The following is a 15,322-nucleotide window of genomic DNA, read 5'->3' on the forward strand; positions in this document are numbered from 1 at the left end:
ATGTATATAATGGTTCTAAAAAAGGAGGCCTGCCGGGGAGAGAGCGGTAGGGGCCATCAGAACCATGACCCGGGAGGGGTTGGGAATGACGTCAGCCTTGACGATCTTGATTGCGGATGACCATCCGCTGTTTCGCGGCGCGCTTCGCCAGGCCGTTTGCGGCATGCAACCTGCGCCGCAAATCCTCGAAGCCGGCGATTTCGAAAGCGCCCGCAAGTCCGCGGCCGAAAATCTCGATATCGACATGCTGCTTCTCGATCTCTCCATGCCGGGCATGAACGGGCTGACTGGCCTCATGTCGCTGCGTGCGGAGTTTCCCGGCCTTGCCATCGTCGTCTGCTCGGCAAGCGAAGACCAGCAGACCATGCGTCGCGTGTTCGAACTCGGCGCGTCCGGCTTTATTCCCAAATCCTCGGGCGCCGACCAGATCCGCGACGCCGTGCGCAAGGTGGCCGAAGGCGGCGTTGCCGAGCCGGATGGCTACGATCCGCGCAGCGGCGATACGGATGCCGAGGTCAGCGATCTGCTCAACCGGCTGCAGACGCTGACGCCCCAGCAGGTACGCGTGCTGAACATGCTGTCCGAAGGACTTCTCAACAAGCAGATCGCCTATGAGCTCGGCGTTTCCGAGGCGACGGTGAAGGCGCATGTCTCCGCGGTCCTCCTGAAACTGAATGTCGATAGCCGCACCCAGGCAGTCATCCAGCTCTCCAAGCTCGGTCAATTGCAGCCCGTCTGACATCTTGTGTCAGTGGAATTGGGATTTTATTCCTCACTCGCTTTACTCGCGCGTGTGTATTGGCTAAGGTCGCGTCAAGGCGCCTGAAGGGGCCTTGACCGCCGGCGCGGCGCAAGGCCGGGCGCGGTTGATATCCGAGCGATATGGCCATGATTTCACACGACGCGATCTGGGGCGCGATCGACGCCCTTGCGGAAAAATACGATCTGTCTCCTTCCGGCCTTGCGCGCAAGGCGGGTCTTGATCCCACGTCGTTCAACAAGTCGAAACGGTTAAGCTCCGATGGCCGTCTGCGCTGGCCCTCGACGGAATCGCTATCGAAGGTTCTGGAGGCGACCGGCGCCACGCTAGACGAATTCATGGGCCTGTTGAACCCCGGCGCCGCCATGGGATTGCCGGTTGGGCAGTTTCCGCCGCAGCAATCGGCCATTCCGCTGCTCGGGTTCGCGCAGGCCGGTGCCGGCGGGTTCTTTGACGATGGCGGTTTCCCGGCGGGCCAGGGTTGGGATGTTGTCGACTTCCCGGCAGCACCTGACCGCAAGGCCGGCTGCTATGCGCTGGAAGTGCAGGGCGAGAGCATGATGCCGCTTTATCGCGATGGCGATGTGCTGATCGTCGAGCCCGGCGCGCAGGTGCGCCGCGGCGACCGCGTCGTCGTCAAGACCCGCGAGGGCGAGGTGATGGCCAAGGTGCTCCAGCGCCAGACCTCGCGCAACATCGAACTCCTGTCTCTCAATCCCGATCATCCAAACCGCTCCTTCGACCTCAATGAGATCGAATGGGTCGCGCGGATCATCTGGGCCAGCCAATAGGAAAATTTGCCTTGCGCTTCCTGTTCCTTGCGCTTCTGACGATTGCCGGCATTCTCCTCGCCGTGGTCCTGATGCAAAAGGGCCAGGCACGGATTGCAGCCGAGACAATTCCCGCATCGACTGCGCCGGCAACGACAGCAACCGTGCAGACCGGCGGCGGTGTCACTGGAACCACTGGAACATTGCCCACGCCCGCCGTGCCGCCGCCCATGGAGCGCCTGCCCGCCAATGCTGTTGCTGCGAACTCGTCGGCTGCCCTGCCGGCAGACCAGCAGAGCGTTGCAGCAGTGCAGCAGCCAGCGCCAGCACCCGATGTCGCGGCCGCGGCGAAACCTCCCGCCCCGAAAACGCCCGAACCTTCGGCCCCTGCCTTTCAGATTGTTGCCAAGCCCGCGGTTGTTGCCGCTGGAATTCTGGAGACGACCCGCGGCCGCGTGACGTTGAAGGACATCACGCCGCTTGATCCTGCGATGCGCTGTGGCCAGGGCGCCTCGCAATGGCCTTGTGGCCAGCTTGCGCTGACGCAATTGCGCCGGTTCCTGCGCGGCCGTTCGGTCAATTGCGACATCGCTGATCCGGCATGGCAGGGTGAGGTGACGGCGCGCTGCACGCTCGGCAAGGAGGACGTGGCCGCATGGCTCGTCGAGAACGGCTGGGTGCGACCAGCACCCGGCTCGACGTATGAAAAGGCCGGTCAGGAGGCAGAGGCGGGCAAGCGTGGCGTTTTCAGCCCCGATCCGCGCCATCCGTGAGCGGACTATTCATGCGGGAACGCTTGCCGAACGAGACTGGAAATCCTACACAAACAGCCGACATATGACACCGGCGCGGGCGGCCCTCCGTGCCTGACCGATGCAATGAAGAGGACCTGATGGCCAAGAAGATTACCACCCACGAAGCCCTGATCTACGGCATGATCCTGGTTTCCGCCTCCGACAGCAACATGACGGACGCCGAAATGGCGCGCATCGGTCGGCTCACCCATTTCCTGCCCGTGTTCAAGGGCTTTGATGAGGAAGCGCTGATTGGCGTCGCCCGCGATTGCTCTGCGCTGCTGCAGCTGCCGGAAGGACTCGACATCGTGCTCGAAGTCATCCGCGACACGCTGCCGCACAAGCTTTATGACACAGCCTATGCGCTTTGCGTCGAAATCGCTGCGGCCGACCTCTCTGTGGCGCCGGAAGAGCTGCGCGTGCTTGCCTTGATCCGCGACCGCCTCGGCCTCGACAAGCTGACCTGCGCGGCCATCGAACGCGGCGCCATCGCCCGCTTCCGTACGGCCTGACGGGCGGGATCGGCGAGGAGGGGAACGCCGATGGAGACGCGGATTGACGGCGAACCCTCCGGCATCGACCTGCTCCCCGCCGCGTTCCAGCGCTGGTTTGCGACCAAGGGCTGGCAGCCGCGCGCGCACCAGCTTTCCTTGCTGGAAAAGGCGCGCGCCAACAAATCTGTCCTGCTGATCGCCCCCACTGGGGCCGGCAAGACGCTGGCCGGCTTCATGCCATCGCTGACCGAACTGGCAGATCGTGGCCGCAAGAAGCCGGGCACGGCATTTCAGGGCGTCCACACACTCTACATCTCGCCGCTCAAGGCGCTCGCCGTCGATATCGAGCGCAACCTGATGAAGCCCGTCGGCGAAATGGGCCTGCCGCTCAACATCGAGACGCGCACTGGCGACACGCCGCAGGGCAAGCGCCAGCGGCAGAAGCTTAAGCCCCCCGACATCTTGCTCACCACGCCCGAGCAGTTGGCGCTGCTGATCGCCAATGGCGAGGCGGAGCGCTTCTTCGCTGATCTTCGTTATGTCGTTTTCGACGAATTGCATTCGCTGGTCACTTCCAAGCGCGGCCATCTTCTGGCGCTGGGTTTGGCGCGGCTGCGGCAGCTCGCGCCGAACATGCAGGCCATTGGCCTTTCGGCAACGGTGGCCGATCCGTTTGATCTTCGAAAATGGCTCGTCAGCCAGTCGGCAGGCGAGGCGGCGGCCGATATCGTTGTCGCTCCGGGCGGCGCGCGGCCGCTGATCACCATCCTTCAAAGTGAGGATCGCATTCCGTGGTCCGGCCATGTCGCGCGCTATGCCATCCCGGCGGTCTACGAGGAAATCAAGGCCCACAAGACGACGCTCGTCTTCGTCAACACCCGCTCGCAGGCCGAACTCGTCTTTCAGGAACTCTGGACCGTCAACGACGACAGCCTGCCGATTGCCCTCCATCATGGCTCGCTCGACGCCGGCCAGCGCCGCAGGGTGGAAGCGGCCATGGCAGAAAACAAGCTGCGGGCGGTGGTGGCGACGTCAACCCTCGATCTCGGCATCGACTGGGGCGATGTCGATCTCGTCATCCATGTCGGCGCGCCAAAGGGGGCAAGCCGCCTTGCCCAGCGCATCGGCCGCGCCAATCACCGCATGGACGAGCCGAGCCGCGCCATTCTGGTCCCTGCCAACCGTTTCGAGGTGCTGGAATGCCAGGCCGCACTCGATGCCAACTATATCAATGCGCAGGATACGCCGCCCTCGGGTAATGGCGCGCTGGATGTGCTGGCCCAGCATGTGCTAGGCATGGCCTGTGCCGCGCCCTTTTCCGGCGACGAACTCTTTCAGGAAGTGCGCTCGGCGCTGCCCTACGCGGATCTGCCGCGCGAGACTTTTGACCGCGTGCTCGATTTTGCCGCAACCGGCGGCTATGCGCTCAAAAGCTATGACCGTTATGCGAAGATCCGCCAGCGGCAGGACGGGCTCTGGCGCGTTTCCAACCCGCAAACCGCCCAGCAATACCGGCTGAACATCGGCACGATCGTCGAAATGCCGATGCTGAACGTGCGCATGGTGAAGAAAAACAAGCTCGGCTCGCTGGGGCGCGGCGGGCCGGTGCTCGGCAAGATCGAGGAATATTTTCTCGAAGGCCTCACCCAGGGCGACACATTCCTCTTCGGCGGGAAGGTGCTGCGCTTCGAAGGCATTCGCGAGAACGAGGCGCTGGCGAGCCAGGCCTTTTCCATGGACCCGAAAATACCCGCCTATGCCGGCGGCAAATTTCCGCTCTCCACCTATCTGGCGGAGGGTGTGCGCGGGCTTCTGGCCGACCGCGCCGAATGGCATCGCCTGCCGGATCAGGTGCGTGACTGGCTGGAAATCCAGCGCGAAGTCTCCGTGCTGCCACGTCGCGACCAGATGCTGATCGAGACCTTCCCGCGTGGCTCCCGCTTTTTCATGGTCGCCTATCCCTTCGAAGGGCGGTTGGCGCACCAGACGCTCGGCATGCTGCTCACCCGCCGGCTCGATCGCATGGGGGCCCGCCCCCTAGGCTTTGTTGCGACCGACTATTCGCTCGGCATCTGGGGGCTGGATGACATGGGCGAGCAGATCGCCAGCGGGAGGCTCGACCTTCAGGCGCTCTTTGATGAGGACATGCTGGGCGACGATCTGGAGGCCTGGCTCAATGAGAGCTTCATGCTCAAGCGCACGTTCCGCAATTGCGCTGTGATCGCCGGCCTCATCGAGCGCCGCCATCCGGGCCAGGAAAAGACCGGCCGGCAGGTCACGGTTTCCGCCGATCTTATTTATGACGTACTGCGCAGCCATGAGCCCGACCATATTCTGCTGCAGGCAACGCGGCAGGAAGCCGCAGCCGGGCTTTTGGACATTCAGCGCCTTGGCGCTATGCTGAGGCGAATCAGGGGCCATATCCTGCATCGCCCGCTCGATAGGGTATCGCCGCTCGCTGTGCCGATCCTCTTGGAAATCGGCAAGGAGCCGGTCGCGGGCAACGCATCGGAGAGCCTGCTGGCGGAAGCGGCGGAAGACCTGATCCGCGATGCAATGCAGGTGTGATGGCGGGAATTGTAAGGAACGGAATTGGCGAGACTGGCGCTGGCAGGCATGGGGGATGAAGAGATCGGGGCTTCGGTGACGACCGTTGCCGGCGTCGAATTCGTCTGCGACCCCATGGGCGCGCTTTATTGCGAAGCCGATGGGCTTCTCGTCGTCTCAGACCTGCATCTTGAAAAAGGCGCGGCGTTCGCGCGGCGCGGCCAGTTGCTGCCCCCCTATGACACACATGCGACGCTGAAGCTGCTCGCCCGCGTCATGGATCGGTACCGGCCGAAGCTGGTTGTCTCGCTCGGCGATAATTTTCATGATCGCGTCGGTTCCGCGCTGATGCCGCAGGATTGTCGGGCGTTGATCGTGGAGATGGCCCGAGGCCGCGACTGGATCTGGATTACCGGCAATCACGATCCCGATGGCGTCAGCGGACTTCCCGGCACCGTCGCCGAAAGCCTCGGTTTCGCCGGCCTGACCTTCCGGCATGAGCCTGCAAAGGGAGCCGAAAAGGGCGAGGTCGCCGGCCATCTCCATCCGGCGGCAACACTCCGCCGCCGCGAAAAATCCGTCCGCCGTCCCTGTTTCGCCGCCGATGGCGACCGTCTCATCATGCCGTCCTTCGGCGTCATGACCGGCGGTCTTGATCTGGCGCATGTGGCCTTTCGCGGCCTTTTCGACCACTCGCGGCTGATCGCTCACATGATCGGCAAGGAGCGTGTCTATCCGGTGAGCTATTCCGGCCTCAAGGGCTGATCAATCCTTCCGGAAGATCACCGATCCGGCCCAGCCGATGGTGAGCGCGATGATGACGGCGGAAAGGCCGTAGAGGAAGGAATTGCCGTAGGCTGCTTCCGTCAGCGATTGTTCGATGCCGGTCTTGACGACGCGCAGCGGCAGTTTCGTTTCCATCAGGAAATCGCCGCTCTTGAAGAGATAGGCATGCACCATATGCACGCCGTTCGGCACGTCGGCGGGCAGCTTCAGCGTGGCTCGGAAAAGGCTGGGGCTGACGAAGCGGATACCGCCGGGATTGGTCTGGTAAAGGCCGCTATCCAGCATCTGCCGCCTGAAGGCCAGGCGGAAATCGTCGAGCGCGGCGATATCGCCAAAATAGTTGGCGGCGAAGAGGCGGATATGGTCGATGCCGACATTAAGTGCGGCGAGCTCCTGCTGCGTTGTGATGTCCTTGATCACACGCGTACTGGTCATCGAATAGGACTTCGGCACCGCCGAGAATGTCATCTGCTCGGTATTGATCCAGATGCCGAAGACACGTTCCTTGCGGCGGATCGTTGTGTCGATGCGCGGGCCTTCCAGGGTGACGATGATGTCGTACTGGCCGATCTGCTGCAGATAGTCATCCACATTGGTCAGCGTGCCGAAGATGGTCAGGTCGGCGCCGGCGAAATCGGAGGTGATGGCGATTTCGTTGGTCGACATGCCGATTTCGATGCCCTCCGGCGGGCGCACCTTGTCATTAGGCTTCTCGGCGGCTGCCAGTCCGCCGGCGGCGAGCGTCAGGCAGAGAAGGAGAGAGGCGAGCGTGCGGCTGCGGCGGCTCATGCGTGGCCTCCCGTCACGATCGAATAGATATCCTTCGGCGTCAGGACGAGATCAATCGCCAGACGCAAGCCCACGGCCAGCACCAGCAGCGCCAGCAGCGCGCGCAACTGCTCGGCACGCAGCCTCTGGCCGACGCGCACGCCATATTGCGCACCGATGACGCCTGCGATCATCAATTGCAGTGCGAGAATGATATCAACCGTGTGGTTCAGGGTCGCCTGGATCATCGTCGTATAGGCGGTCACGAACACGATCTGGAACAGCGATGTCCCGATGACGACGCCGGTCGGAACGCGCAGGAAGTAGATCATGGCTGGAACCATGATAAAGCCGCCACCGATGCCCATCACGGAGGTCAGCACACCCAGCAGAAAGCCGATGGTGACGATGGGCAGTACGCTCAGATAGATTTTCGACTTCTTGAACCGGACCTTGAATGGCAGGCGATGCACCCAATTGTGCTGTCCCGGCTTGTTCAGCGACGCTGCCTTGTTCTTGGCCACACGGCGGATGGCGCGCAGGCTCTCGATCAGCATCAGCGAGCCGACGGTGCCGAGCAGGAGCACATATGCGAGCGAAATGAAGAGGTCGAGCAGGCCGAGACTGCGCAGCAGCGCGAAGACGCCGATACCGGCTGTGGACCCCGCGAGACCGCTGACAAGCAGCAGGGTTCCGAGCTTGAGATCCAGCGTGCCGCGTCGGAAATGGCTGATCGCGCCCGAGACGGAGGAGGCGACGACGAGGCAGGCCCCGGTTGCCACGGCGATCGCCGGCGGTACATTGTAGAAGATGAGCAGTGGCGTGATCAGAAATCCGCCGCCCACACCGAACATGCCGGAGAGAAAGCCCACGGCGGCACCCATCCCGAGGATGACCAGAATGTTCACCGACATTTCGGCGATGGGCAGGTAGATCGTCACCGAGGACCTCGGACTAAAGACTCGAATTGCAGCGGGAGGAGTATCAATAACCCGTCCCATGTGAACATTTCATTTCTATGGCAGGCGCCTTGTCATCCCGCGGTTGCGGACAAAAACCGCTGGGCAGTGGCAGGTGTCAATGTCCCAAAATGAAAAGACACCCTTGCGCCGGTGGCGAAGGGTGTCAATTCATTCCGTTCCAATTTGGACCGCCTACAGCAAATTCGCCTACTTGCTGCGGGCGATCAGTTCCTTGACGAGTGCGTCGTTGATCTCGCCCGTGGCCTGCTGGCCGACCGAAGACTGGAACTGCTTGATCGCGGCGACCGTCTTGGCACCCATGACACCATCCGGCTTGCCGACATCGAAGCCGTTCTTGTTCAGCATGGCCTGGATGTAGGTGATGGCCTTTTTCATATCGACGCTGTTGGTCTTCTGGGCCTTGCCTGCCCAGGCGTCGGGGATGATCGTGGCATTCGCCTTGTCATCCGCCGTAGCAGCCTTCCAGCCGTCCACCTCTGCCTTCGCCTTGGTCAACTGGTCGGGAGAGAGAACCTTGCCCACCTCGTCGCGCTTCTGGGCGGCGTCGGTGTCGCCGTCCTTGGCGGCAATACCGAACCACTTGTAGGACTGCACCAGATCCTGAGCGACGCCGCTACCCTTGGCATAAAGGATCGCGAGGTTGAACTGGCTGTCACGAACGCCGTGATTGGCGGCTTCGGTGAACCACTTCGCAGCAGAGCCGAAGTCCGGAGCGCCGAGCGTGCCCGTCGCGAAGAGAACGGCGAGGTTATGCATGGCGCTGATGTTGCCGGCCTTTGCAGCCGTCGAATAATGCTCGACCGCCTTGGCGGGATCGAGGCCGACGCCGACGCCCTTTTCATAAAGGCTGCCAAGGCGATATTCCGCCGGGGCAAAGCCCATCGAGGCGGCCTTGGAATACCAGGCAAGGGACGATGCCGGGTTGGCGGCGACGCCGCGACCGTCGAAGATGCGGTTGCCGACTTCGTAAACCGCGAGTGCGTCGCCGCCGTTTGCCGCGTCGACAAGTGCCTGCGGTTCGATACCCGTGGGAACTGTCAGTGCGCTTGCGGCGGAGGGCGTGGCAGCCGGAGCGGTGCCGGCGGGCGCGGTGACCGTTGCGGCCTGAGCTTCCGGCTTCGCGTCAGTTGCCGGAGTGGCAGCCGCGGCCGGGGTCGCTTCGGTGGGTGCAGCGGTATTTTGAGCGGCAGCAGGCTGCGTCGCGGCAGCCGGTTCCATCACCTTGTTGGATACTGCTGCCGGGGCGCTTTCGGCGCCAGCGGCGGGAGCCGTCACGACATCGCTTGCGACAGGGGCGGCAGCGTTCGCGTCGGCGGCGGCCTTGTCCGCGATCTGCTTCTCAGCAGCAGCCTGATCCGCCAGAGCCTTGTCAGCGGCGGCCTTGTCCGCAGCCAGCTTCTCGGCCGCAGCCTTGTCCGCAGCGGCTGCATCGGCAGACGGCGTCACCGCAGCCTGTTGAGCGGGCGCCGAATTCGGGCCACTGAACATTGTCGTGACGAGTGGCCAGGACATGACTGCCAGCAGAACGAGACCGGTGCCAAGCAGCAGCGGACGACGGTACTTGCCGACGACGCTCGTGGACGCTTCGGCTGCTTCGCCTGCAGCTTCAGCCGTTCCGACTTCGGCTGCGGCGGCCTGGGCTGCACGACGGGCAACGGCGATATAATCGCTATTGTCGTCGTCTCGGGCCGTTAGGCCGTCCTTCCTGACTGGCTTGCCGTCCTGAACCGAGCGAACCTTTTCCAGGATCTGGCGGATGTCCGGTGCGCCAGAGCCCGGCTCGAGCAGCTGGTTGGCGATGTCTGGGCTGATATCGTCGGCGGCATCGATTGCCGGAGCGGCATCGACCGTACGGCGCGGTTCTTCGGCCTTCTGGTCCTGTGCATTGGGACGGAAGCGCTTGCCGATCGAGGACAGAAGGCCCTTGAACGGCTTTTCGCCGGGTTCGCGCGTCGTGGTATTGTCCACTGCGATATCGTCATCGAACAGGTCGTCGTCGAAATCGCTGCTGAACATTTCCGTGTCAGTACCGGTGCGCTGGCGCGGACGGCTCGAGACGGCAGCCTTCGAAACGGCGGGAGCGGCAGCGGCTTCGGTCGATGTCCCCAGCTTGTCGAGGCGCTCGGCAATCTGCATGAGCGTCTGCTGCAGGGTTTCGAACGTCTGCTGGTTCCGCTGCTCGCCCGAGCGGGTCAGTTCTTCCAGCGCATGCAGGTCGGAAGCAAGGTCAGAAATCGTCGAGATGTCAGCCTGCGAGACGCTACCGCTGCTCTGCTGGCCGGCGAAATTGCGGACATAGGCTTCCAGCGCCGTCTCGGCCGCCTGGCGGGCAGCTTCGACAATGTATTCGTCGTTCGTCGACATGTAGTCTTCGAGCGCCGACATGCGGCTGGTCATCTGCGCGGAGCCGATGTCGTCGGCGACGCGTGGCTCGCTGAGCAGCTTCGTGAGTGCGGCGATCTGCTCCTCCAGGGCGCCGAGGTCGGCGGCTGGATTGCCCTTGGCTTCTACGTTGCTGTCGATGCGAGCAGCGATATCGTTCATCCGGCCTTCCAGCCAGGTGAGGATTTCCTCGCTCAGGCCGCCCGTCGCACCGGCGATGTTGAGGCTGTCGATGCGGTTGGCAAGATCGTCGAAGCGATTGACGAGCTCGCTGCTGACAGTGCCGCGCGCCATGTCGTCTATCTTGCGTGAGATGTCGGACACGATGGCCGAGAGGTCTTCGCCAGCCGGTATAGCGCCGCCCTGTGCGAGAAGGGCCGCCAGCTCGTCGAAGCGGCGGTCGAGATGTTCGGTTGCCTGCAGCTTGGCAAGCTCTTCCATGCGGACAGCAAGGCCTTCGATGCGCTCGGCAACGATATTGTCACGCTGCTGCACGTTGACGCCGTCGAGTTCCTCGACAAGCCGCGCAATGCGGGATTCGAGAGAGCCGAGGCCGGCATCGCCGGAAAGCTCGGCCGTTACCTGAGCATTCGCGTCAATAGCGGCGACGATTTCAGCAAGCCGCTCGTCCAGCGTATGCATCTGGCTGTTGAGATCGCGATCGGCATTGGACATCTGCGACACGAGCATTTCGATCGCATCGGCCAGACTGCCGATCTTGGTGTCGAGGCTGCGGGTCTGTGTCTGCGTTTCCGTTTCGGCCATCTGCTGGCGCAGCGCTTCGAAATGCTCGACGATGACGGCCAGATCGTCCTGGCGTGCCATGCCGCTGACCATGGCGCGGATCGAGTCCAGCTCGGTGCGCATGCTGTTGGTGACGGCGTTTTCGGCGGCTTCACCGATATATTCCATACCTTCGGCGAGCCGCTGAAGGTCGGCATAGAGATCCTGCGGATAGCCGTTTTCTGCAACGGCGGCGCCGATATCCCTGATTTCGCTGCGCAGGTTGGAGATTTCCTGCGCGAAGCTGGCGGCGAGATCCTGCTTCAGATCAGAGCGGAGCTTGGCCAGCGCTTCGGAAATGTCGAAGGCTGCATGTTCAGCGGCGGGCTGGCGGTACTCGCTCGTCCTGTAGTCGCTGGCTCTGTAATCGCTCGGTCGCAGATCGCTGGTGCGGGGCGCGCTGATGCCGCTCGAGACCGGAGCCGCCGGCGAGCGCAGGCGCTCACGGATCTGGTCGGCCAGCGAAAGGTTCGCAGCGGCCGGCGGTGGCGGCCGGTTGCGCGACAGAAGCTTCTGCCTGTCGAGAATTTCTGAAATCTGCGTGGAACGTGCCAGCCGGCCGGCGTCGTCGGGCCGCGGAGAGCGAAGCAGCGAGCTACGCGCTTCCTCAACACGGCTGGCGGCCGTCTCGGTCAAAGATGCTGCCGGCGCGCTCGCGGTCCGGTCTCCCTGACGAGGCGTATCGGATTTTGATCTGTTCATCATTCCACTCGCTTCAATTGCGTCTGGCGTTGATCCACTTCGGGTACGGAAATTTCCCGCTCTGCCCGTCATGGCGAAACTGCGAATGTTCCCGGCTACGAAAGACCTCAAAAATCCCGGATCGGCGCAAATCACCTGATGTGATGATTACATTTGATGAGGCTGCGTTAACAGCCTGTTAACCGATGTCCCAAGATTAAAAATGCGGTTTCGCGCAGAATCACCCCAGATATTTCGTTAACCATTTGCCTTGATGAGACTTGCGGCAAGCTGGAGCCGCAAAATTTTCGCGTGTAGCGATTTTGACGTTTACGCAAACGTCAAAATTTTGTATGACGGTTGCAATGAAGACCAATGGAAGGCGAGGAGACTGCCATGCCCGTGTTCAAGGCCCCCGTACAAGACACCCTGTTCGTGCTCAACGATGTCCTCGGCATCGAGCGCTACGCCAACATGCCCGGCTTTGCCGATGTTGGTCCAGACCTTCTTGAAGCCATTACGGCCGAAGCTGCCAAGGTTGCCGAAGAAGTGATGTTCCCGGTCAACCTGTCGGGTGACCAGGAAGGATGCGTTCGCAACCATGACGCCAGTGTGAAGGCGCCGAAGGGCTTCAAGGCCGCGTTCGACCAATATTGTCAGGGCGGCTGGCTCGGCCTTTCCATGCCGGAAGAATTCGGCGGTCAGGGCCTGCCCTACACGCTGCACAGCGCGGTCTCCGAATATCTGATCTCCGCCAACATGGCGCTGATGATGTATCCCGGCCTGACGCAGGGCGCGATTGCCGCCATCCTCGAGCACGGTTCGGATGCGCAGAAGCAGACCTATGTCCCGAACATGGTCGCTGGCACATGGACCGGCACGATGAACCTCACCGAGCCCCATTGCGGCACCGACCTCGGTCTGCTGCGCACGAAGGCAGTTCCTCAAGGGGACGGTTCCTACAAGATTTCCGGCCAGAAGATCTTCATCTCCGCCGGCGAACACGACATGTCGGACAACATCATCCATCTGGTGCTGGCCCGTATCGAGGGCGCGCCGGAAGGCACGAAGGGCATTTCGCTCTTCATCGTTCCGAAGTTCATGGTCAATGAAGATGGTTCGCTCGGTGCACGCAACGGCGTGTCCTGCGGTGCGCTCGAACACAAGATGGGCATTCACGGCAACGCCACCTGCGTCATGAATTATGACGACGCCACCGGCTATCTCATTGGCGGGGAGAACAAGGGCCTTGCCGCCATGTTCGTCATGATGAATGAAGCTCGCCTTGGCGTTGGTCTTCAGGGCCTCTCCATAGGCGAAATTGCCTACCAGAACGCCGCGCAATATGCCCGCGAGCGCATTCAGGGCCGTTCGCTCTCCGGTCCGAAGGCGCCGAACCTCAAGGCCGACCCGATCATCGTGCATCCGGACATCCGCCGTGCGCTGATGACCATGCGCGCCTTCAACGAGGGTGGCCGCGCCTTTGCGCTCTGGACCGCGCTGCAGTCCGACATCGCGCATCGCTCCGATGACGCCAAGGCCCGCGAAACGGCCTCCGATCTTCTCGGCCTGATGACGCCGATACTCAAGGGCGTGATGACCGACAAGGGCTTCGACCATGCCGTCATGGCGCAGCAGGTCTATGGCGGCCACGGCTATATCGAGGAATGGGGCATGAGCCAGTATGTTCGCGATGCCCGTATCGCCATGATCTATGAAGGCGCCAACGGCATCCAGGCGCTCGACCTCGTCGGCCGCAAGCTCCCGGCCAATGGCGGCCGTGCCGTCATGGCGCTGTTTAATGAAATCGGTGCCTTCTGCGAGGAAAACCGTTCGAACGAGGCGCTCTCCGGCTTCACCAAGGTGCTGAAGAAGGGTCTCAACGACCTGCAGGCCTCGACCATGTGGTTCATGCAGAACGCCATGGCCAAGCCCGACAATGCCGGCGCCGGCTCCTACGACTACATGCACATGTTCGGCATCGTCGTCATTGGCTACATGTGGGCCAGGATGGCGAAGGTCGCTGAGGCAGAGCTTGCCGCTGGCAATTCTCCGCGCGAAGACTACCTTAAGAACAAGCTGATCACGGCGCGCTTCTACATGGACAAGGTCATGCCGGAAACGGCACTGCGCAAGACCCGCATCGAGACCGGCGCTGACACGATGATGGAACTGGCCGCAGAGGCGTTCTGAGTTCCGGGAGACGAATTGAAAGGCCCTTGCAGACAAGGGCCTTTCCGCATGTCGAGGACTGAGCGGCACGGCCGCTCCCATAATTGTTTTACGCATTTCCGAACGGAAAACCGCATCGCACTTTTCCTGGAAATGCTCCAAAGGGAGAAGACATCATGACCGAAGCCTTTATCTATGACACCGTGCGCACGCCGCGCGGTCGCGGCAAGAAGGACGGCGCGCTGCACGAAGTGCCCACACCGCGTCTCGCCGCTCTGACGCTCGAAGCCATCCGCGACCGCAACGGCCTCGACACCGCAACCGTTGACGACATCATCTTCGGCTGCGTCGATCCGGTGATGGAAGCCGGCGCGGTCATTCCGCGTTCCGCAGCCTTTGAAGCGGGCTATGACTTCAAGGCGCCGGGCGTGCAGATCTCGCGCTTCTGCGCCTCCGGCCTCGACGCCGTGAACCTCGCCGCCTCCAAGATTGCCTTCGGTGCGGATGACATCGTCATTGCCGGTGGCGTGGAATCCATGTCGCGCGTCGGCATGGGCATGGCCGGCGGTTCCTGGCCGGTCGATCCCTCCGTTGCCTTCCCCGGCTATTTCATGCCGCAGGGTGTCTCCGCCGACCTCATCGCCACCAAGTATGGCTTCTCCCGCGAAGACGTTGATGCCTACGCCGTCGAGAGCCAGAAGCGCGCTGCGAACTCCTGGGAAAAGGGCTATTTCGACAAGTCCGTCATCGCCGTGAAGGACATCAACGGCCTGACGATTCTCGCGAAGGACGAGCACATGCGTCCCGAAACGACGATGCAGTCGCTCGGTTCGCTCAACCCCTCCTTCCAGATGCCGGGCGAAATGGGCGGCTTTGAAGCTGTCGGCCTGCATGCGCATCCGGATGTCGAGCGCATCAACTATGTCCACCATGCCGGCAACTCGTCGGGCATCGTCGACGGCGCTGCCGCCGTCCTGCTCGGCTCCAAGGCCGGCGGTCAGGCCATGGGCCTCAAGCCCCGCGCCCGCATCCGCGCCTTCGCCAATATCGGCTCCGAACCGGCGCTCATGCTGACCGGCCCGGTGGACGTTACCGAGAAGCTCCTGAAGCGCGCCGGCATGACGATCAACGATATCGATCTGTTCGAGCTGAACGAAGCCTTCGCGGCCGTCGTGCTCCGCTTCATGCAGGCCTTCGATGTCTCGCATGACAAGATGAACGTCACCGGCGGCGCGATCGCGCTCGGCCATCCGCTGGGCGCCACCGGCGCGATGATCCTCGGCCAGGCGTTGGACGAAATGGAACGCCGCGATCTGAACACCGCGCTCGTCACGCTCTGCATCGGTGCGGGCATGGGCACGGCCACCATCATCGAGCGCGTCTAAGGTTTGGGAGAGAGAAG

11 protein-coding genes are annotated in these 15,322 nt (G+C 62.5%); 8 read left to right on the forward strand and 3 right to left on the reverse strand.

Annotated elements, in window-relative coordinates:
- Positions 1-85: 85 nt before the first annotated feature.
- The 6 genes from ABID16_RS10300 (at position 86) to pdeM (ending at position 6,130) form a co-directional block, all read left to right on the forward strand.
- A complete protein-coding gene (locus ABID16_RS10300) occupies positions 86-739 on the forward strand; it encodes a response regulator (protein WP_354556248.1) in 654 nt (217 codons plus the stop codon).
- 149 nt (positions 740-888) lie between these two features.
- Positions 889-1,551 carry a S24 family peptidase gene (locus tag ABID16_RS10305; protein WP_354556249.1) on the forward strand — a complete coding sequence of 221 codons (663 nt, stop codon included), beginning with the start codon at positions 889-891 and terminating at the stop codon, positions 1,549-1,551.
- Positions 1,552-1,562: 11 nt separating this feature from the next.
- On the forward strand, positions 1,563-2,303 hold the full coding sequence (locus ABID16_RS10310) for a thermonuclease family protein (RefSeq protein ID WP_354556250.1): 741 nt from the start codon (positions 1,563-1,565) through the stop codon (positions 2,301-2,303).
- Positions 2,304-2,422: 119 nt separating this feature from the next.
- A complete protein-coding gene (locus ABID16_RS10315; RefSeq protein WP_354556251.1) occupies positions 2,423-2,836 on the forward strand; it encodes a tellurite resistance TerB family protein in 414 nt (137 codons plus the stop codon).
- A gap of 30 nt (positions 2,837-2,866) precedes the next feature.
- Positions 2,867-5,386, forward strand: a complete 2,520-nt coding sequence (locus ABID16_RS10320) for a ligase-associated DNA damage response DEXH box helicase (protein ID WP_354556252.1) — start codon at positions 2,867-2,869, stop codon at positions 5,384-5,386.
- Between the two features lie 48 nt (positions 5,387-5,434).
- Entirely contained in the window at positions 5,435-6,130 is a 696-nt protein-coding gene (gene pdeM, locus ABID16_RS10325) for a ligase-associated DNA damage response endonuclease PdeM (protein ID WP_354556516.1), read from the forward strand.
- Here pdeM and ABID16_RS10330 read toward each other — a convergent pair whose 3' ends face one another.
- From ABID16_RS10330 to ABID16_RS10340, 3 genes are all read right to left on the reverse strand, one after another.
- Positions 6,131-6,940 carry a TIGR02186 family protein gene (locus ABID16_RS10330; RefSeq protein WP_354556253.1) on the reverse strand — a complete coding sequence of 270 codons (810 nt, stop codon included), beginning with the start codon at positions 6,938-6,940 and terminating at the stop codon, positions 6,131-6,133. It lies immediately after the preceding gene.
- A complete protein-coding gene (locus ABID16_RS10335) occupies positions 6,937-7,860 on the reverse strand; it encodes a sulfite exporter TauE/SafE family protein (RefSeq protein WP_354556254.1) in 924 nt (307 codons plus the stop codon). The genes ABID16_RS10330 and ABID16_RS10335 overlap by 4 nt, the downstream gene beginning before the upstream one ends.
- Before the next feature lie 228 nt (positions 7,861-8,088).
- The gene (locus ABID16_RS10340) at positions 8,089-11,772 is read right to left on the reverse strand and encodes a peptidoglycan-binding protein (protein ID WP_354556255.1); all 3,684 of its coding nucleotides are present in this window, start codon (positions 11,770-11,772) and stop codon (positions 8,089-8,091) included.
- A gap of 372 nt (positions 11,773-12,144) precedes the next feature.
- Between ABID16_RS10340 and ABID16_RS10345 the strand changes: the two genes are divergently transcribed.
- Both ABID16_RS10345 and ABID16_RS10350 read left to right on the forward strand, forming a co-directional pair.
- A complete protein-coding gene (locus ABID16_RS10345) occupies positions 12,145-13,941 on the forward strand; it encodes an acyl-CoA dehydrogenase C-terminal domain-containing protein (RefSeq protein WP_354556256.1) in 1,797 nt (598 codons plus the stop codon).
- Positions 13,942-14,096: 155 nt separating this feature from the next.
- Complete coding sequence (locus ABID16_RS10350; protein WP_354556257.1) at positions 14,097-15,305, forward strand: acetyl-CoA C-acetyltransferase; 1,209 nt, start codon at positions 14,097-14,099, stop codon at positions 15,303-15,305.
- Positions 15,306-15,322: the final 17 nt, after the last annotated feature.

Source organism: Limnomicrobium aquaticum, assembly GCF_040545545.1.
In the GTDB taxonomy this organism is placed as follows: Bacteria; Pseudomonadota; Alphaproteobacteria; order Rhizobiales; family Rhizobiaceae; genus Ensifer_A; species Ensifer_A aquaticum.

Coding starts and splice junctions, on each gene's coding strand:
- ABID16_RS10300 (WP_354556248.1), top strand. CDS start 86: ATGACGTCAGCCTTGACGATCTTGATTGCGGATGACCATCCGCTGTTT.
- ABID16_RS10305 (WP_354556249.1), top strand. CDS start 889: ATGATTTCACACGACGCGATCTGGGGCGCGATCGACGCCCTTGCGGAA.
- ABID16_RS10315 (WP_354556251.1), top strand. CDS start 2,423: ATGGCCAAGAAGATTACCACCCACGAAGCCCTGATCTACGGCATGATC.
- ABID16_RS10320 (WP_354556252.1), top strand. CDS start 2,867: ATGGAGACGCGGATTGACGGCGAACCCTCCGGCATCGACCTGCTCCCC.
- pdeM (WP_354556516.1), top strand. CDS start 5,435: ATGGGGGATGAAGAGATCGGGGCTTCGGTGACGACCGTTGCCGGCGTC.
- ABID16_RS10330 (WP_354556253.1), bottom strand. CDS start 6,940: ATGAGCCGCCGCAGCCGCACGCTCGCCTCTCTCCTTCTCTGCCTGACG.
- ABID16_RS10340 (WP_354556255.1), bottom strand. CDS start 11,772: ATGATGAACAGATCAAAATCCGATACGCCTCGTCAGGGAGACCGGACC.
- ABID16_RS10345 (WP_354556256.1), top strand. CDS start 12,145: ATGCCCGTGTTCAAGGCCCCCGTACAAGACACCCTGTTCGTGCTCAAC.
- ABID16_RS10350 (WP_354556257.1), top strand. CDS start 14,097: ATGACCGAAGCCTTTATCTATGACACCGTGCGCACGCCGCGCGGTCGC.